The organism is Sporosarcina psychrophila, from assembly GCF_001590685.1.
GTDB classification, from domain to species: domain Bacteria; phylum Bacillota; class Bacilli; order Bacillales_A; family Planococcaceae; genus Sporosarcina; species Sporosarcina psychrophila.
Genome location: NZ_CP014616.1, coordinates 3,572,056 through 3,591,736, shown reverse-complemented (window position 1 = coordinate 3,591,736; position 19,681 = coordinate 3,572,056). Strand labels below are relative to the sequence as shown.

Genomic DNA, 19,681 nt, shown 5'->3' with positions numbered 1-19,681 from the left:
TAATATGCGAATTAGTGGACTAGCTTCAGGTTTGGATACGGAGAAAATGGTAACGGATTTAATGAACGCACACCGTATACCTCTCGATAAAATTACCCAGAAAAAACAATACTTAGAATGGCAGTTGGACGATTACCGCACGACGAACCGCCAACTGTTTGATTTTAGTAAAAAGACGTTTGACACAATGATTCTTTCGACTTCATTTTCAGCGAAGACGGTGAATATATCTTCACCAAATGATGTAGCGATTAGGAATATGGGGTCTACTAGTGATTTTTCGGGATCGATTAAGGTTGATCAATTGGCGAAAAATGCGACTTTGATTGGCAAGAGTTTGCACGTTGAAAATGGTGGATCCAAAGTAACTACCTCGACTAAAATTGAGGATTTAGAGGGTTTTGCTGGTGAGAAGATAATGAAGATACAATCAATTGATAAAGAAGGTAAGATGGGTGAAGTTAAAGAACTAAAATTCAATGCTACAGACACACTTGATACTGTAATAAAAAGAATTAATAACGAAACTGATGTTAATGCTTTCTACGATGAGTTTACTGGACAGATTGCTATGACTGCAAAAAATAGTGGTGAAGTGAAGGATGGACATGAAATAATAATTAGTGGAAAACTTGCAGAAAACGTCCTTAAAATAGATGGAAATTCATTTGTTAATGGCACTGCCGGTCAAAACGCAAAATTCGTATTCAATGGCCTTGAAACAGAGCGTTCCTCCAACACATTCCAAATCAACAATTTTGAAGTTACATTAAAGCAAGTAACCGCTGAGGGAGCACCACCTGTAACATTCAGTTCCGCACCAGACACCAATAAAATCTTCGACTCCGTCACTAAATTCGTCGACGAATACAACAAGCTTATCGAAGACTTGAACAAACAAATCCGTGAACCTAAATATCGTGATTTCCAGCCGCTTTCAGCTGCGCAGAAGAAAGATATGACGGATAAAGATATCGAAATGTGGGAAGAAAAAGCGAAAAGTGGTACGCTTCGTAACGATTCCACTATTTCCAGTATGCTGACGCAAATGAGGACAGCCCTTATGGGGACTGTAGGCAGCGATACATTAAAAAGTCTAGGTATTACAACGTCTAAGGACTACTTAGCTAATGGTAAGCTCGTCATAAATGAAGAAGAATTGAAAAAAGCGATTAGTGATGATCCGAATAAAGTTCATGAAATGTTCTCGAAAGATGGAGCTACTGTGGCTGAACAAGGATTTGCACGTAAACTCCGAACTATAGTTGATAAAACTCAAACGTCAATCGCTCAGCGTGCGGGAAAAGTGGGCGATGTAAACGATACGTTTTCACTCGGCCGCTCACTGAAAGAAATGAATAACCAGATTGAACGGTTCGAAGACCGATTGAAAATGATGGAAACCCGCTACTGGAAACAGTTCTCCGCAATGGAGACGGCAATCAATCGTGCAAACTCACAGTCGGCTAGTCTTATGAATGCATTTAGTAACAATTAACAACAGCAGTAGTGAACTAAAGGAGACAGATAAAATATGGCTATCAACAACCCTTATGCAACCTATCAAAACAACTCTGTAAATACATCAACGCCAGGCGAGCTGACACTTATGCTCTACAATGGCTGTTTGAAATTCATTCTACAAGCAAAAAGAGCGATGAATGACAATAATATTGAAGAAAAGAACAAGGCTGTCCAAAAAGCACAAGCAATCATTTCTGAGCTCATGTTGACGCTCGATAAGTCGTACCCAGTTTCACAAAATATGCTTGTCCTCTATGAGTTTGCAAACAGCAGACTGATTGACGGCAATATTAAAAACGACAGTGCCCTGTTCGATGAAGCGTCAGCAATTATTACGGAGTTCCGCGATACCTGGAAGCAGGTTATTCAGATTAACCGGCAGAAACAGTACGCGAACGTAGATGAAATATGATTCGGCCTGCGCTGATAGCGTGGCGTGATGTGACGGGAAAATTAGTGAGGTTGTCGCAAGAAACAGCGGTAGATAAGCGGGATGAGACGATTGCGGGCATCGAAGCACTTCTCGATGATCGTGATAAGTTGCAACCGCATATTGCCGCCCCGTTCACGCCCGAAGAAGAAGTGTTTGGCAGAAGTCTTGTCGAAACAGAAGCGGATGTCCAAAAGAAACTTGCTCAATTTACACAACTGATTCGTACAGACATCGTGGAATCACAAGCGAAGAAAGACAATATGAAAAACTACGTCAATCCTTACAGCAATGTAGCGCGAGATGGTACATTTTACGATACGAAGCAATAACTACTACCCGGTTGGAGATTAATTCTCTGACTGGTTTTTTTATTGAATAATTAGTTAATTATGCCCGTATGAATGATGGTTCATTAATGGTACATTTTACATAGAACGATTAATGGGAAATTTAGTGTAGGGAAAATTGATGTCAAAGGGGAAATAGATGATGAATATTACTCAATTAAAGCGGGCAGATTGGCTTCGGAAAAACTCGATTATGATGATTGGATTTGCACTTGCTGCAGGGCTGGGTTTACTAGCCCAACTCATACAACGCTCGCCGATTGCTATTCAATTGTCTGTTGCCATACCTTTTGCACTCGCGATTCTATTCTATTTTCTTAGTAAAAAAGTTGAGGTATTGTCACTTCTTCTGCCATATCTATTACTCGTCATGAATTTTGCAATAGCGATGGGGGTCATCTTTTTTTCAGAAGCGAATCTAGGGACAATAGGGATCATCATCCTTATTTTGGTGATAGGTTCAATTCATGGCAAGATGGCCATTATGGCGTTTGGTTTTGTACTGAGTTTCATTGCCATGATAATAAATAATCAATTTTTTATTGCTCCTGAACTCGTCGGAGGAAGCGGGACAAATCTATTACTACTTCATTTCCTAGCAGGGCTTGTCTTATTCTTGCTTGTCCGTCAAAATGGGCGGATGTTCATGCATGTGGAGGAGCTTGTCGAACTAACAGAACTTAAGGTGCGCGAAGAAGGGGCACTTGCTGCAAAGCTTGACGAGGCGGTTGGAAAGATTACATCGAACCTTGCGTATCTTCGTTCAAATTCGGAGACATCTGCCACATCTCAGCGTGAAATGCTTGCGGCTGTTAATGAAGTAAGTATCGGAAGTCAACATCAGGCAGATCATATTTCGGACATCGCTGAAAATGCAGAACACACTTACGAATCGGTTCAAGTTATTGCTGAAGGCTTAGGTGAGGTCGTGATTCAGGCGAATGAAGCAGGCCGAAAAGCCGAAGATGGCACTATGAAAATTGCACAGTTAAAAGAAAGCATTGATTCTTTCACTACTTTTTTTACTGATCTAAATGAAACGTTTGGTATATTATCAAGTAAAATTGACGAAACGAACGTTTTCGCAAGTGCGATTAAAGCCATCACGGAACAGACAAATTTACTTGCGCTGAACGCCTCGATTGAAGCTGCGCGTGCAGGAGAACAAGGAAAAGGGTTTGCGGTAGTTGCGGAAGAAATTCGGAAATTGGCCGGACTTACAAGAGAGACCTTAACTAAAATTGATGCAAACTTGATAGAAGTGAACAATTACAACGAAATAGCCGTTAAAAAACTTGGAGATGGACTGGAGCAAGTGACGATGCAGACTGCAGTAGCAGACGAGTCTAGTGCGACCTTTATAGATTTGTTTGAAACGATGACGAAATTGCAGAAGGTATTATCGATTTTCATCCAAGACTTCGGCAAAATTACGGAAGACAGTGCATTAATTCAAGAACGGACGATGGATTTTGCGGCGATTGTCGAGCAAAGTACCGCGGCTGTGGAAGAACTGAATGCTACGTTGACCGAACTGACTGAAGAACAACAACAAATCGCCACGTATATCAATGAAACACATGAGGAAGCTGTTCGGATAAGAAACTAATGCAATGTTGTCCCGTTTTTGGGGGAATTATTTGCCGGTCGTGTATTGTATATGATTGGTAAGGGTGATATATGCTCGGTTGTGTGCTGTTTATGATTGGTTGGCGTGTAATATGATCGATTGTGCGTTGTTTATGCTTGGTTAGGATGTTATATGATCGGTTGTGCGTTGTATATGCTTGGTTAGGAAGATATATGCTCGGACGTGCGTTGGTTATGATTGATTAGGGTGATATATGCTCGGTTGTGCGTTGCTTATGATTGGTTAGGAAGATATATGCTCGGTCGTGCGTTGCTTATGATTGGTTGGCGTGATATATGCTCGGTCGTGCGGGGTTTATGCTTGGTTGGGATGATATATGATCGATTGTGCGTTGTTTATGCTTGGTTAGGATGTTATATGATCGGTTGTGCGTTGTATATGCTTGGTTGGGATGATATATGATCGGTTGTGCGTTGTATATGCTCGGTCATGCATTGTTTATGATCGGTTCACAGTAATATGTTGGATAATTCAATCAACGGCAAGTGAGATAGGTATATAGATAGGGACTTCTAAGGGGGATTATGAATGCACACTGTGGATACCATGCGGCAGAAGGAATTTTCGAATAAGAACTTCATTCTATTTGTGACACTTGGTGGTTCTAGTTTCATCGGCTTGATTTTTTATTTTGTTACGGGGCAAGGTATGCTGAAGACAGTGAGTATGGCGATACCGGTTGTTGTTACGTTATTGTTTTATGCATTGGCGAAAAAGGTCGCTATTTTTGAACGCATGTTTCCATGGATTGTCCTAGGCGTGACGGGATTTGCCGCGATATTGAATGGGGTTATAGGGGAACCGTCTGTTGCGACAGCTGGAATCGCGTTTTTCATAGCAGGTATTGCAAGTGTTCATTTATCCATGCGGATTATGACCTATGGTTTTGCGCTGTCCCTTGCTGTTCTGGTCGTATTTTTAATGAACTATCCGTATCAAGAGCAAATTGCAGCGAGCAAAGGAAGTTTGGCGCTTGTGCTGATCTTGATGTCAGTGGGGCTGTTCATCCAAATAAAGCAGACGAAAAAGTTGGAAATGCAAGTCGATTTATTTACGACTGAGCAGGCAGCACACACGCTTTTAGAAGAGAGTAAGCATCGTTCGTTGAATGAAGGGATTGAACAGGTTGCAGCTGATTTGACGGCGATTGGTGAGACGGCTGGACGACATTTGGAAGCACAGAAGGAACTGCTGACAATTATGGATGGTGTTTCAGCAAGTGTTGAACAGGAAGCATTTCAAATTGCGAACATCGCAAAAAATGCACAACGCACGCAAGATGATGTAGCTGATATGCATAAGGAAACGCACCTTATGAATGAAAACACAGCTAGTCTTCGCGCTGAATCTGCAGACATGGTGGAAGTCATGCAAAACTTGCGTACAGGTATGCAAGAAGTGGAAGCTTATCTCACTGATTTGAACGGATCATTTGATGCGCTTACTGAGAATATCGAGAAGACGAATGCGCTTGCCAAGTCGATTGAGACGATTACGGGACAAACGAATCTTCTTGCATTGAACGCGTCGATTGAAGCGGCTCGCGCAGGGGAGCACGGCAAAGGGTTCGCGGTTGTCGCGGATGAAATCAGGAAACTTGCTGGATTAACGGCGGTGACATTGGTTGAAATAAATGGCAATTTGGAAAATGTCAACACGATGAATGATCGCTCGCGTGCCAATTTGACGAACAGTACAGGAAAACTTGTTACACAGGCAGCATTGTCGGTGGACGCTGAAATGAAAATCGGACTCATGCACAACACATTGAGTGACCTTCACCGGAAGTTTGGCATGATTGACGACAAGATGGCTTCAATTACAAAGGAAACGATGGACATCGGGCGTATGACAAGCTCATTTGCTGACTTACTGACAGAATCGAGTGCATCACTGGAAGAAGTGAACGCTACGATTCATGGAACGGTTGTAGACAATGAGCAGATTGTGACGACGCTGGACGGGACAATGCGAAGAACGGCAAGCTTGGCTGAAGTTCGTTGAAAGTTAAGTAGTCTGCTATAATGAGAGAAACAAATCTTGGTGCGTTAGAACGGAGTGGAGAAGATGCTTTATAAACGGACTGAATATTTTAGGTATACATTTGGGGAACCGCTTGTAGCTGAATTCCGGATTGTCGTTGAAAATGGAACGGATATAGAATCGAGCCCGGGCGAATGTCATTTCTTGGACATCAGTCCTGGTGGTGCAAAGCTTTTTGCGAAGTTCGATATTCCTCTTGAACGTGAATCTGTCCGCTTGCATATCAAATTCACACTTTATGAAAAATTAATCGACCTGCAAGGCGTAATTGTGTGGAAGAAGCCATATAGTGGGGGATACATGTACGGTTATGATTTTGATGAAAACGTAGAAATTGAACATTTAATCGTCGAAGAGCTTAAACTTCGCAGACGCTCTGAAAGTGCATTGGGTAGCGCTATAAAGGACGAAAAAAAGTAATTTTTGAACGTATTCGTCACAAATCGACAATATATTTAATTTTCTAAATGTTTTTAGAAGGACTTTATGGGGAATGTGTAGAAGTGTACTGTATAGGTTAACTTAAAGGAGGAGTTCATATGTTAGATTTTAATATTCGCGGTGAAAATATCGAGGTAACTCCGGCAATTCGTGAACATGTCGAGAAGAAATTGCAAAAAATCGAAAGATACTTCGATGAAAATGCGAACGCAACTGCACATGTGAATTTGAAAGTTTACAATGATAAGCAAACTAAAGTGGAAGTAACAATTCCTATGAAAAACTTAACGCTTCGTGCAGAGGAACGTCATAACGATTTATATGCAGCTATCGACTTGATTGTTGACAAGTTAGAGCGTCAAATTCGAAAATATAAAACAAAAGTAAACCGTAAGTTCCGTGAACGTGAAGGCGTTGCAGCATTCTTCGCATCAGTCAATAAAAGCGAAGAGAAAAACAGTGATGCAAATGGGGAAGAAGATCAGGCATTTGCGATCGTCCGAACTAAGAATTTTGATTTAAAACCGATGGACCAAGAAGAAGCAATTCTTCAAATGAACATGCTTGGCCACGATTTCTTCGTCTTCACAGATTCCGATTCTGATGGAACAAACATCGTTTATAAACGTAGCGATGGTAAATATGGCTTAATTGAAACAAGCTAAATAGATAATTGAGTTTGGAAGACCCCTAAGCGGGAATACTGCTTAGGGGTCTTATTTTGATTTCCAATAGTGGGGGACGAGCGGAAAAACCTATTATACCCGCGTATTATGGTCCTCCCATCACGCAATACAAAATTTCCTTAATGTGTTTTGGCTAGACCATTTGCACCGTGCAATTCACAGTGTTAAAATGAAGGGTGAACCTAATGAGGATGTGACCTAAATGCTTAGCGTATTGAATAAAATGTTTGATATGAATAAACGAGATTTGAAGCGTCTTGACAAGATTGCGGACAAGGTCGAAGCGCTTGCAACACAAATGGAACAGCTTACGGATGAACAACTGACAGCAAAAACAACTGAATTCAAAGAACGTTTCTTAAAAGGAGAAACGCTTGATGATCTTCAGGCTGAGGCTTTTGCAGTCGTTCGCGAAGCGTCGAAACGTGTTCTTGGCATGTATCCATTCCGTGTGCAAATTATTGGGGCTGCTGCTTTACACGAGGGCAATATCGCGGAGATGAAAACCGGTGAAGGGAAGACGTTGACGTCAACGCTTTCGGTTTATTTGAACGCACTTGCGGGTCAAGGCGTACACGTTGTAACCGTGAACGAATACCTTGCAAGTCGTGATGCGACGGAAATGGCGCTACTTTATGAGTTTCTCGGATTCTCAGTTGGTCTGAACTTAAATAGTTTATCGAAAGAAGAGAAACGGGAAGCGTACAGTGCGGATATCACGTATAGCACGAACAACGAACTCGGTTTCGATTACTTACGTGATAACATGGTGCTTTATAATGAACATAAAGTGCAGCGACCGCTGTTCTACGCAGTTATAGATGAGGTTGACTCGATCTTAATTGACGAAGCGCGTACACCACTAATCATTTCAGGGCAAGCTGCGAAAGCGGCAGAATTGTATCGCTTGGCAAATAAATTTACACAATCACTCAAAAAAGAAGAAGATTATTCATATGATGAGTCGACGAAAGGTGTCGTCTTGACAGAAAGTGGTATCGAGAAATCGGAAGCTGCATTCAGTATTGATAACTTATTCGATTTGGAACATACGACACTTAACCATGCGATTAACCAATCGTTGAAAGCACATGCGAGTATGCATATTGATGTCGATTATGTTGTTCAAGAAGGCGAAGTCGTCATTGTCGATTCATTTACAGGACGTCTTATGAAAGGTCGTCGCTACAGTGATGGACTTCACCAAGCGATTGAAGCAAAAGAAGGCCTAGAAGTTCAGAATGAAACGATGACTCTTGCAACAATTACGTTCCAAAACTACTTCCGTATGTATGACAAACTGTCCGGTATGACTGGGACAGCGAAAACGGAAGAAGAAGAATTCCGTAATATTTACAACATGAACGTCATTGCTATACCGACGAATCGTCCGCTAATCCGTGATGACCGTGCAGATCTTATTTACTCTTCAATGGAAGGTAAATACCAGGCAGTTGCGGAGGACATCAAAGAACGGAATGACAAAGGGCAACCAGTTCTTGTTGGTACAGTTGCGATTGAAACGTCTGAGATTATTTCTAAGCATTTGACAAAATACGGTGTGAAGCATAATGTTTTAAATGCGAAAAACCACAGTCGTGAAGCGGAAATCATTTTGGAAGCCGGTCATAAAGGCGCTGTGACAATTGCGACGAATATGGCGGGCCGTGGTACGGATATTAAACTTGAAGAAGGCGTGCAGGAGCTTGGCGGTCTCGCGGTTCTTGGTACAGAACGACATGAGTCGCGTCGAATTGACAACCAGCTACGTGGACGTTCTGGTCGTCAAGGGGATCCGGGTGTGACGCAGTTCTATTTATCGCTTGAAGATGAATTAATGCGCCGTTTCGGTTCGGACCAAATGAAGTCGATGATGACGAAACTTGGTATGGACGACACGACGCCAATTCAGTCGAAAATGGTATCGCGTTCGGTTGAATCTGCTCAGAAACGGGTAGAGGGAAATAACTTTGATGCACGGAAACGTTTGCTGCAGTATGATGATGTATTACGCCTGCAGCGTGAAATCATCTACAAAGAACGGAATGAAATTCTAGAGTCAGAAAACATTCGTGGCGTACTAGAGAAAATGCTGTCGAATGTAATTGCAAATGCTGTGGCAATTCATACGACGGAAGAAAAAGAAAGCGATTGGAATCTAAAAGGACTCGAAGATTTCTTGGGCGCAAATATACTCCCGGACGGTCGTATAACAACTGTGGCTATGGAAGAGAAATCGGTTGAGGAATTGACATCGTTGATCCAAGAAGCTGTTACTGAACGGTACGATGAGAAGGAAGAGGAAATGTCGGAAGAGCGCATGCGCGAATTCGAAAAAGTCGTCTTGCTTCGTGCCATTGACTCGAAATGGACAGATCATATTGACGCGATGGATCAATTGCGTCACGGTATCCATTTACGTGCATATGGTCAAACTGATCCGCTTCGTGAGTATCAGGCGGAAGGATTTGCAATGTTTGAGGAAATGGTCGCATCGATTGAAGCCGATTCAGCGAAATATGTGATGAAAGCAGAAATTCGCAACAACCTTGAACGTGAAGAAGTTGTTAAAGCACAGGCCGTTAATCCGAAAGAGGATGGCGAGCAAGTGCGTAAGAAACCAGTGCGTCGCGCAGTAAACATCGGTCGTAACGATCCATGCCCATGCGGCAGCGGGAAGAAATATAAAAACTGCCACGGTAATGCATAAGTTACCGGGCAACCCAAATTCAGGAGGAAACTATTATGATGGAATTATCCGATGTACGCAACGAGCTCGACAAATCAGCTAAGAAATTAGCGGACTTTAGGGGGTCTCTTTGACTTAGAAAACAAAGAGGCACGAATTCAAGAGTTAGATGAAGCAATGCTAGAGCCAGGTTTCTGGGATAGCCAGGAAGGTGCACAAAAAGTAATCTCCGAGTCGAATGCGTTGAAAGACGTTGTCGGCGAGTACACGGAGTTGACTGATGAACAAGAAAACCTTGAAATGACGCTTGAACTATTACGCGAGGAAAACGATGCAGAGATGCAAGAAGATCTTGGCGTAGAGTTGAAGGGATTCAAGAAGAAGCTCGATGAATTCGAACTGCAAATGCTACTCAGTGATGAATTTGATGCGAATAGTGCGGTTCTTGAACTTCATTCGGGTGCAGGTGGTACGGAATCCCAGGACTGGGCTTCTATGTTGCTTCGCATGTACACACGTTGGGCTGAACATCGCGGCTTCAAAGTCGAAACACTCGACTACCAAGCCGGGGACGAAGCTGGCGTGAAATCCGTAACATTGGCAATTAAAGGCCATAACGCATATGGTTATTTAAAAGCAGAAAAAGGCGTTCATCGCCTCGTTCGGATTTCTCCGTTTGACTCATCAGGCCGACGCCATACGTCATTCTCTTCAATAGAAGTAATGCCGGAGTTTGAAGGCGAAGTTGACATTGACCTTAAAATGGAAGATGTTAAAATCGATACGTACCGTTCAAGCGGTGCGGGTGGACAGCACGTCAATACGACAGATTCAGCAGTCCGTATGACGCATCTTCCAACTGGCGCAATTGTTACATGTCAGACAGAACGTTCACAAATTAAAAACCGTGATCGCGCAATCAATTTATTGAAAGCGAAAATTTACCAGATCAGAGTCGAAGAAGAAGAAGCACGTCTTCTTGAAATTCGAGGAGATCAAAAAGAAATCGGTTGGGGAAGCCAGATCCGTTCATATGTTTTCCACCCGTATTCCATGGTAAAAGATCATCGGACGAGTGCAGAAACAGGAAACGTCAGTGCGGTAATGGATGGCGATATCGACCTGTTCATCAATGCTTACTTACGTTCACGTATATCTTAATAAAATGAAATGAAAAGGAGTGCACTTCGGTGCGCTTTTTCATTTGCCCACATCTTTAATGAAAAAAATGGATAGTCCTATAAAGAGGTTTTGGAAGCATGGATTATGTGTATATTAACTAATACAGACGTAATTTTAATGTTATTAGTCGTTTGGCACGTCTAATAATGGAGTTCACAAAGTTGAGACAAACTGTAGTGGAGGTTGAGAAGACGCTATTTGTCGACGGTTTGATGAATTTAGGGTAATCCCTAGGTGATTTTAATGCACGTTGTTTTGGTATACTTAGGTAGGCAGTACAATAATTCATAAATGGAGGTAAGAAAATGAAAACTAAGTTTTTAGCAATTATGTTGGGAGCTGTTCTTGTCCTTGGGGCATGTGGCGGCGACAAAGCAAAAGAAGAAGATAAGGGTACAACAGGTACTGGTAATGAAACAGCATCAGTAGACGTTGAAAAAGTGGTTAGCACGAGCTGTATCGCTTGTCACGGCGGTAACCTTGAACTTAAAGGCGGCGTGGGTCCCGATCTATCAAAAGTTGGTGACCATATGTCTGAAACAGAAATCCATGACGTAATCATCAACGGCCGCGGCAGTATGCCACCTGGTCTTATCAAAGGTGAAGAAGCAGACGCAGTTGCAAAATGGCTTGCTGAGAAAAAATAACTTTTACAATGAAACCGCAACTGGGCGATATGCCTGGTGCGGTTTTTTTGTTTATTGGAGGGATGGGTGGGGTTTGGTAGTAGAGTATGTCGGCTTGCCGTGACAGTTCTGCGGTAAGTCCTCAGAGTTTGCAGAAATACCCTGACAGTTTGGCGTTGCCCTTAGAGTATGTCGACTTGCCGTGACAGTTCGACAGTTAGCCCTCACAGTTAGCAGGAATGCCATGACAGTGTGGCGCTGCCCTTAGAGTATGTCGGCTTGCCATGACAGTTCTGCGGTAAGTCCTAACAGTTAGCAGATTAGCCATGACAGTTTTGTGTTGCCCTTAGAGTATGTCGGCTTGCCGTGACAGTTCGACAGTAAGCCCTCACAGTTAGCAGAAAAGCCATGACAGTTTGGCGTTGCCCTTAGAGTATGTCGAAATGCCGTGACAGTTCGACAGTAAGCCCTCACAGTTAGCAGAAATACCCTGACAGTTAGACATAGCTCCCGCATTTCCCTCACAGTTCAACGGAACTCTTCATCATTTGATAAAACCATCCGCTAGTTCAAATATTATTGTCAAAAAAAAGAGGAGTTACCTCCTAAAGGTCGAATACAAACAAGTGAGTTAGACTTTTGGTCTACTAGTTTTATTGTATAATAGTACTACGTTCTATGTTTATCGACGTTATATTCAAGTTTTAATTGAAACACAACTGTAATACTTAGAAAGGTGAATCATGTTATAATGGGGCTGTTGGAAAAAAAGAGAGACAAAAATATTCAGGTGGTTTTAGAATGATTGTGATGAAAAATGTCTACAAAAAGTATCCAAACGGTGTCGTAGCAGCAAATGGCATTAACATCGAAATCGACCGGGGAGAATTTGTTTACGTGGTCGGTCCGAGTGGTGCAGGTAAATCGACATTTATTAAAATGATGTATCGTGAAGAAAGACCAACAAGTGGGGAAATTCTTATTAATGGTATAAATCTTGCAACATTGCGTAACAAACGTGTACCCCAATTGCGCAGGCAGATTGGTGTCGTTTTTCAGGACTTTAAATTATTACCTAAATTGAATGTTTACGAGAATGTGGCGTTTGCGCTCGAAGTCATTGAAGCACCGCCAGCAGAAATACGAAAAAAAGTGAACGATGTTCTTGCGCTTGTCGGACTTACGCAAAAAGCGCGGATGTTCCCGAACGAATTATCAGGTGGAGAAGAGCAACGTGTTTCCATCGCGAGGTCAATCGTCAACGTACCGAAAGTTGTCATTGCAGATGAACCGACAGGAAATCTTGACCCTGAAACATCATGGGAGATCATGAGGATCTTCGAACAGATTAATGCTCGTGGAACGACGATTGTCATGGCCACCCATAATAGGGAGATTGTTAATGCTATAAAACACCGTGTTATCGCAATAGAAGGCGGACTCATTACCCGTGACGAATACGGAGGTGAGTACTATGAAGGCTAGAACACTCGGTCGGCATGTACGCGAAAGCTTCAAAAGTATTCGCCGTAATAGCTGGATGACATTTGCGTCAGTCAGTGCTGTTACTGTCACCCTCCTGCTTGTCGGTGTATTCATCGTGATTATGATGAATTTTAATCATCTCGCGCAAAGTATCGAGAATGACGTGGAAATTAAAGTGGTTGCGGATCCAGCTGCAGATAAGTTGATAATTAAAGAGCTGGTAGAAAAAGTTCGTTCGACAGATGGCGTTCTCGAAGTGGTCTATTCGTCGAGAGATGCTGAGCTAGACAAGATGATTAAATCATTTGGTGACGAACTTAGTTTATATAAACAGAGTAATCCGCTTGGCGATGCACTCTATGTAAAAGCGAAGGATCCACAACAGACTGCTACTATTGCTAAGAAAATTGATACATACGACTATACATATGAGGTCGTGTATGGCGAAGAAAAAGTGGAGAAACTCTTCAATGTACTTAACCTGAGCCGGAATATCGGTATTGTTTTGATATTGGCACTGTTATTCACGGCGATGTTCCTTATTTCGAACACGATCCGAATAACTATCGTTGCTAGAAGAACTGAAATTGAAATTATGAAATTAGTCGGAGCGACGAATAACTTCGTGCGTATTCCGTTTTTGTTGGAAGGAATGTGGCTTGGCATTTTGGGGGCATTAGCTCCAATGCTCATCATTTCTATATCCTATTACAAACTATTCGAGCTTTTGGAACCGAAGCTACAAGGAGAATTGTTCCAATTACTAAACACGACACCATTTATAATCCAACTGAATGGACTGATTCTGTTTATGGGGATCTTTATTGGTATTTGGGGCAGCTTTATGTCTGTGCGTAAATTTCTTAAAGTGTAAGTGATAGATAGAGTGTGAGAGGGGAACTGGGAAGTTGAATAGATATAAAAAGCTGTTGTCAGGTACAATTGCAATCGTTTTCCTGTCCACTATTATTAGTGGAGCGGGAGTTTTAGCGAGTCCTTTGGATGACCTGAAAAAAGAACAGAAATTACTTGATAAGAAGAAAAGCGAATTGAATACGGGAATTAGTAAAAAGAATACTGAAATTAAAAGCAAAAAAACGACTATCGAAAAAATTACGGATCAAATTTTAGCACTTAACGCTAAAATAAACGAATCCAACGAACAGATTAACCGTGTTATCGGACAAATAAATAAAACAACCGAAGAAATTGATGCGTTACGCATTTCAATTGCTGATCTTGAAAAGAAAATTGAAGAGCGTGACGTGGTATTGCGTGAACGTGTTCGTGCTATGCAAGTAAAAGGCGGACAAGTTAGCTATCTTGACGTTCTTCTCGGAGCCAATAGTTTTGCAGATTTCATAGACCGTTTTTCAGCTGTCAATTCTTTAATGGATGCAGATCGAAGTATTATGGAGCAACAAGCGAGTGATATTGCGCAGCTTGAAGAAGAAAAAGCACTTGTCGAGTCAAAACTTGCCAAGCAGGAAGCCGCTAAAAAAGAACTTCAAAACTTGAGAGCATCTCTTTTAGCACAGAAAAGTGATAAGAATAAGTTAATCGATAAACTAGAAGCAGAACAACAGAAATTAGCCAACGAAAAAGAAAAGCTAGAAGTTGATTTGCATGAAACTTATGAAGTTAGTAAGGATGTTGAAAAGAAAATTATAACAGAACAAAAACGTATTGCTGAAATTGCGCGTCAAGCTGAAATTGCACGTAAAGCAGCGGCAGCTCAAGCCGCGAAAGACAGACAAAATAGTAGTGGTAGTGGGGGTTCATCTTCTTATCTTCCACCCGTCTCAAATGGGACATGGACGAAACCTGCTTCCGGAACTTACACGTCGTCATTCGGTTGGAGAACGCATCCAATTTACGGCACTCAAAGGCAGCACCGTGGAGCCGATATTGCGAATAGCACTGGAACATCTGTTGTATCGGCGGGTGACGGTGTTGTTTCCCACGCCGGACCAATGGGAACTTACGGCAATGTAATCATGGTGACACATTCAATTGATGGGCAGATTTTCACAACAGTTTATGCACATTTGTCCAGCATTAATACAAGCGCTGGTCAGCAAGTTGCGAAAGGCCAGTTCATCGGGAAGATTGGAACCACAGGCGCATCGACCGGGCCTCACCTCCATTTTGAAATGCATATCGGAAACTGGTCTGCATCTGGACCAAGTGCCGTGAATCCATTACGTTATGTATCATTCTAACTAATTGTGTCCGCCTCAAGACTGAGGCGGATTTTTTTTGTTTCTTTCAACTAGAATGATGGCTTTCGATGCTATTTTTGGATACGATTATGGTATTAGGTGTTGAAGGGGGCAAATGCGAATGCCAGTCACTTCATTTTTCACGATAGGAAGCCTTAGTGTTCCCTCATCTTGGATTGCCCTCATGGTAGCATTTGTTGTTGCATATAGTGCAGTTCGGTTCAGATTTGGGAAGAAGCAGGCGGAAATCATAGGAGATGCGTTCTTTTACTTGGTGATTGTTTGGAAATTGAGTATAGTACTCACTGATTTCAATTCGGTTCTTCGGTCACCACTTGCGATTGTTTATTTCCACGGTGGGGCAGTCGGTTTTTACTTGGGGCTGCTATTTATTGCCGGGAAGACCTTATGGGACATGAAGAAGGGGCGGCTTGATGCTAATGGATTTCGGGCACTTTTTACGGGTGCAGTTTTAGTTCAAGTTGTGTATCAGGTGATAATGGTTTTATTGAATGAAGGCGAAATGATTGCGCAAGTAGTAACGGTAGTTGTATTTGGGTTATTCGCGGTATTTTTCTGGATGAATAGTGGGAAAGCGGATAATTGGCCGGTTCAACTTGCACTTGTGTTTATGGCGGTTCATGTTTTTGTGGCTGCCGTCCAACCAGATGAATTTATTCAGACACCGCTTATTACGACTGTAGTCATGGGATTGTTTTTTGTGATTGTGTTTATGCGAAAGTTAGATTGGAGGGATATCTATGAATAAGAAAACACTCGGATTCATCATAGCTGTACTGCTTATCGGATCGATGGTGGTCATTATGGTGAAATCGAATTTGGATAAACCAAAACCAATTGATGAATTTCTGATTGGTGCCGACTTTAGTGCATTAGACGATGAGCCTGGTTTGGAAAAAGGTTCGGTTCCGCCTGACTTTGAACTGTCTACGATGTCTGGTGATGTGGTGAAGTTATCGGATTTGAAGGGCAAAAAAGTAATATTAAATTTCTGGGCTTCGTGGTGTGGTCCATGTAAGGCGGAAATGCCGCATATGCAGAAATACTATAAGAAATATAAGGATACCGATAATGTGGAAATTATTGCGGTCAACTTGACGACGGAGGAAAGGCGGGGCCTTAAGGGCGTTGAGGAATTCATCAAACTCTATGGATTAACGTTCCCGATTCCGCTGGATAAAGAAGGTACCGTTATCGATGATTACCGGATTATCCCAATTCCGACAACGTTTATGATTGGCACGGACGGTAAGATCAGTCAGAAAATTGTTGGGCCGATGGATGAAAAAGCATTGAGGAGCCTTGTTAAGAATTTAGATTGAAGAAAGCCGGTTTTCTGCTGTCGTAATGTTCCTTTATCGTTCATATAGTGGACGGAGGAGGGGACATTGCATTATGCAGAGAAGCCGGTTTATGTTATTCGTCATACTGGCCGCTTTGGCGACGGTCGTCTTTCTTCTGTTGGATGGTTGTGCAGGAGAAGGAAGTGCTAAGAAGGAAGAGGGGACGCTAAGTGCGTCGTTTCCGGTAATCGGTGAAGCGTTCAACGTCATCAAGAAACAAGGCGTATACCCAGTGGATAAGGACAGGTTGATTGAAGGGGCGCTGCGCGGAATGGCGGATGTCATCGGCGATCCGTATTCGACGTATCTGTCGCAGGAAGAGGCGGCCGCCCATAAGGAATCGCTGGCAGGAGAGCGAATCGGGATCGGCGCTGAAATTACGCGCTCGAATGGGAAATACATCATTGTTGCTCCGGTGAAAGGGTCTCCAGCTGAAAAAGCGGGTTTGCAGCCGTATGACGAAATCGTTCGTATTGACGACGAGCGAATTGAAGGGGAATCACTGCAAGACGTTGTACAGCGAATCCGCGGTAAGAAAGGGACAACGGTTTCCATGACGATTTTCAGGCCTGATTTGGATAAGCATATCGAAGTGTCGGTCGTGAGGGACAGTATTCCTGTAAAAACTGTATCCACTGAAATGATTGAAGAGCGTGGACAGAAGATCGGTTACATATCGATTACGATGTTCGGCAATGAGAGCCGCCAAGAGTGGCTGGATGGAACAAACAAGCTCATTAAGGACGGGGCACAGTCACTGATAATCGATGTGCGCGGCAACCCCGGCGGTTACCTGCATACTGTTGGCGGTATCGTGGGCAGTTTAGTGAAGAAAGATACGACTTTTGCCTATATGCAAGATGCGGCTGGAACGCTGGAACCGCTCGTTACGGAAAAGACCGACAAGTTTCCATATGATGAAAAACTGCAAAAAATGCCGATTGTTTTACTGCAGGATAAAGGCAGTGCCTCCGCAAGTGAAGTGATGAGCGCTGCATTGAAAGATTTAAAAAGAGGCTACATCATTGGTGCAACGAGTTTCGGAAAAGGAACGGTTCAAGAAACATTGGACTTGTCAAACGGCGGAGAAATGAAGTTGTCGACGCATAAATGGCTCACACCAAAAGAAAAGTGGATTCACGGAAAAGGTGTGAAAGAAGACCTTGAAGTTGTTCAAAGTGAATTGTTTGGCGAGCATATCCGACTCGTCACAGAAGTCTATACGGAAGGCGATTATCACGACGATATCGCTTATGGCCAGAAGTTGCTGACGGGCCTAGGATATAGTGTCGCCCGAAACGACGGATTTTTTGATGAATCAACTTCTCGTGCAGTTAGTGCTTTTCGTGAAGATGCTGAAGTAGAAGCGGGACCGACCATGGATCGATTATTCTTCTCAACGGTAAAAATTAAAGTGGAAGAATTCCGAAACGACCGTAAAAATGACGATCAGTTGCAAATGGCAATTGGCTATATCCATCATATAGTAGATGGAAAGTAAACGATGACTCCCGACGTTACGATGTCGGGAGTTTTTTTGTTTTATTGGATGAGGTAGATGGCAGGTGGCCATGACTTCGGGGAGACTAGCCATGACAAAGTCGGTATTTGCCCTTACTAACTTTGTCGGCCATGACTTCGCGGGGGATAGCCGTGACTTCAAGGGGAAGAGCCATGACTATCGCCTACACCACCCCAAAACTATAAGCGGTTTTTCCCATTTAATGAATAATTCAATAACGTTTCACATAGAGCAGGATTCTTTTGTTACAATGTAGAAACATGATAGTGTAAACGAAGATTGGATGGTGACGGTTCGTGTCCGAGAAAACGATGTTTGACATAGTAGAAGCGGTTGCGCTGTTTTTCCTGAATCCATTATTCATAGCGGTTCTTTTTACAGCAGTTGGAGTTGGGTATTTCCGTGTGAAAAAAGAGCGTCGGAGTTTCAAAGTCCGATTGTTGCCGGGGTTAACAGAATTAAAGCGGCTATTGGCGGAGTCATGGCCCTATGCGCTCGTACTGTCCGTTTTGATTTCCGGGGCAGGTTTGCTAGCAGATCCGGGTTGGCTTGTGCTATTTTCTGCGTCAGCACTTATTGCACTGCTGACATTCTATTATAAAGTGACTTCACCGATTTATTTTGCGTCTGCGGCTTTTTTCGCTCTTTATTTCATAGAAAAGTATATGGGGAATTTCTCGTTTCGTGGCTGGACGCCAGAGCAGGCGGATTTACTTGGCGATCTTGCTGTAACGATTCCAGTCATCGCTGGGTTATTCTTAATTGTAGAAGGACTTCTTATTAGACGTCATACGATCCGGTATGCGTCGCCGTCCTTGATGCATACAAACCGTGGACTGCGTGCTGCAGCCTTCAAGACGAAGCGGCTATGGCTGTTGCCGGTTGTATTTCTGGTGCCAGGGGATATGATTTCGGCTTTCGTACCATATTGGCCGCAATTCACATTTGGAGAGAGTGCATTCAGTTTTGTTCCGGTTCCTGTTATAATCGGATTTTCACAAGTGGCTCGCTCGCTGTATCCAGATGTTTTATTCCCAAAAATTGGCCGCGCTATCGTTTGGACAGGCGGTATTGTCGTTATCGTAGGGCTTGCTGCATTATGGCTTCCGATTTTAGGATGGGTAGCTTTACTGCTAGGAGTAGTGTGTCGGGTAGCCATTTCCATTACGGCTTCGGTACGTGACAGGCAAGGGGGGTTCGCTGTTGCGCCGCGTCCAGCGGGGGTTGTCATCGCGGGCGTCGTACCAGGATCTCCAGGAGAAAAAATGGGGCTTCTGCCGGGTGAATACATTCGTGCTGTAAATGGTCTTCAGGTAAGTAACGAGAAAGAACTATATGATGCGATTCAGCTTAATGCTGCACATTGTCGCTTGCAAGTGATTGATCGTAACGGGGAAGTTCGGCTTATGCAACAGGTTATTTATCGACATGACCACCATCGCCTAGGACTTCTCGTCGTTCGGTAA

At 42.9% G+C, this 19,681-nt stretch carries 17 protein-coding genes; all 17 read left to right on the top strand.

Going from position 1 to position 19,681, the window contains the following annotated elements; translation table 11 throughout:
* Nucleotides 1-4 precede the first annotated feature (4 nt).
* The 17 genes from AZE41_RS17155 (at nucleotide 5) to AZE41_RS17070 (ending at nucleotide 19,681) form a co-directional block, all read left to right on the top strand.
* On the top strand, nucleotides 5-1,498 hold the full coding sequence (locus AZE41_RS17155) for a flagellar hook-associated protein 2 (RefSeq protein WP_067211982.1): 1,494 nt from the start codon (nucleotides 5-7) through the stop codon (nucleotides 1,496-1,498).
* A 36-nt stretch (nucleotides 1,499-1,534) separates the two neighbouring features.
* On the top strand, nucleotides 1,535-1,936 hold the full coding sequence (fliS, locus tag AZE41_RS17150) for a flagellar export chaperone FliS (protein ID WP_067211979.1): 402 nt from the start codon (nucleotides 1,535-1,537) through the stop codon (nucleotides 1,934-1,936).
* A gap of 29 nt (nucleotides 1,937-1,965) precedes the next feature.
* Nucleotides 1,966-2,286, top strand: a complete 321-nt coding sequence (gene fliT / locus AZE41_RS17145; RefSeq protein ID WP_197485335.1) for a flagellar protein FliT — start codon at nucleotides 1,966-1,968, stop codon at nucleotides 2,284-2,286.
* Between the two features lie 157 nt (nucleotides 2,287-2,443).
* Complete coding sequence (locus tag AZE41_RS17140) at nucleotides 2,444-3,913, top strand: methyl-accepting chemotaxis protein (protein WP_067211975.1); 1,470 nt, start codon at nucleotides 2,444-2,446, stop codon at nucleotides 3,911-3,913.
* Between the two features lie 570 nt (nucleotides 3,914-4,483).
* On the top strand, nucleotides 4,484-5,959 hold the full coding sequence (locus AZE41_RS17135; RefSeq protein ID WP_067211973.1) for a methyl-accepting chemotaxis protein: 1,476 nt from the start codon (nucleotides 4,484-4,486) through the stop codon (nucleotides 5,957-5,959).
* Between the two features lie 63 nt (nucleotides 5,960-6,022).
* Complete coding sequence (locus AZE41_RS17130) at nucleotides 6,023-6,418, top strand: PilZ domain-containing protein (protein ID WP_067211970.1); 396 nt, start codon at nucleotides 6,023-6,025, stop codon at nucleotides 6,416-6,418.
* A 119-nt stretch (nucleotides 6,419-6,537) separates the two neighbouring features.
* A complete protein-coding gene (hpf, locus tag AZE41_RS17125; RefSeq protein ID WP_067211968.1) occupies nucleotides 6,538-7,104 on the top strand; it encodes a ribosome hibernation-promoting factor, HPF/YfiA family in 567 nt (188 codons plus the stop codon).
* Nucleotides 7,105-7,327: 223 nt separating this feature from the next.
* Nucleotides 7,328-9,835, top strand: coding sequence for a preprotein translocase subunit SecA (gene secA, locus AZE41_RS17120; RefSeq protein WP_067211966.1), 2,508 nt, complete (start codon nucleotides 7,328-7,330; stop codon nucleotides 9,833-9,835).
* A 38-nt stretch (nucleotides 9,836-9,873) separates the two neighbouring features.
* Nucleotides 9,874-10,975 (top strand): peptide chain release factor 2 gene (prfB, locus tag AZE41_RS17115; protein ID WP_156476176.1). Its coding sequence is split into 2 segments (ribosomal slippage): nucleotides 9,874-9,945 and nucleotides 9,947-10,975, totalling 1,101 coding nucleotides; the frame shifts between segments, so codons are not numbered across the junction.
* 326 nt (nucleotides 10,976-11,301) lie between these two features.
* Nucleotides 11,302-11,643 (top strand): cytochrome c551, encoded by a 342-nt coding sequence (gene cccB, locus AZE41_RS17110; protein WP_067211961.1) that lies wholly within the window; start codon nucleotides 11,302-11,304, stop codon nucleotides 11,641-11,643.
* Nucleotides 11,644-12,423: 780 nt separating this feature from the next.
* Complete coding sequence (gene ftsE / locus AZE41_RS17105) at nucleotides 12,424-13,107, top strand: cell division ATP-binding protein FtsE (protein WP_067211958.1); 684 nt, start codon at nucleotides 12,424-12,426, stop codon at nucleotides 13,105-13,107.
* Nucleotides 13,097-13,981, top strand: a complete 885-nt coding sequence (ftsX, locus tag AZE41_RS17100) for a permease-like cell division protein FtsX (protein ID WP_067211956.1) — start codon at nucleotides 13,097-13,099, stop codon at nucleotides 13,979-13,981. Before ftsE ends, ftsX begins: the two co-directional genes overlap by 11 nt.
* Nucleotides 13,982-14,015: 34 nt before the next feature.
* Complete coding sequence (locus AZE41_RS17095) at nucleotides 14,016-15,329, top strand: murein hydrolase activator EnvC family protein (protein ID WP_231885703.1); 1,314 nt, start codon at nucleotides 14,016-14,018, stop codon at nucleotides 15,327-15,329.
* 121 nt (nucleotides 15,330-15,450) lie between these two features.
* Nucleotides 15,451-16,098 (top strand): hypothetical protein, encoded by a 648-nt coding sequence (locus AZE41_RS17090; RefSeq protein ID WP_067211952.1) that lies wholly within the window; start codon nucleotides 15,451-15,453, stop codon nucleotides 16,096-16,098.
* A complete protein-coding gene (locus tag AZE41_RS17085) occupies nucleotides 16,091-16,672 on the top strand; it encodes a redoxin domain-containing protein (protein ID WP_067211949.1) in 582 nt (193 codons plus the stop codon). The genes AZE41_RS17090 and AZE41_RS17085 overlap by 8 nt, the downstream gene beginning before the upstream one ends.
* Before the next feature lie 73 nt (nucleotides 16,673-16,745).
* Nucleotides 16,746-18,194: a S41 family peptidase gene (locus AZE41_RS17080; protein ID WP_067211947.1), complete on the top strand. Its 1,449-nt coding sequence runs from the start codon at nucleotides 16,746-16,748 to the stop codon at nucleotides 18,192-18,194.
* 317 nt (nucleotides 18,195-18,511) lie between these two features.
* A complete protein-coding gene (locus tag AZE41_RS17070) occupies nucleotides 18,512-19,681 on the top strand; it encodes a PDZ domain-containing protein (protein ID WP_067211942.1) in 1,170 nt (389 codons plus the stop codon).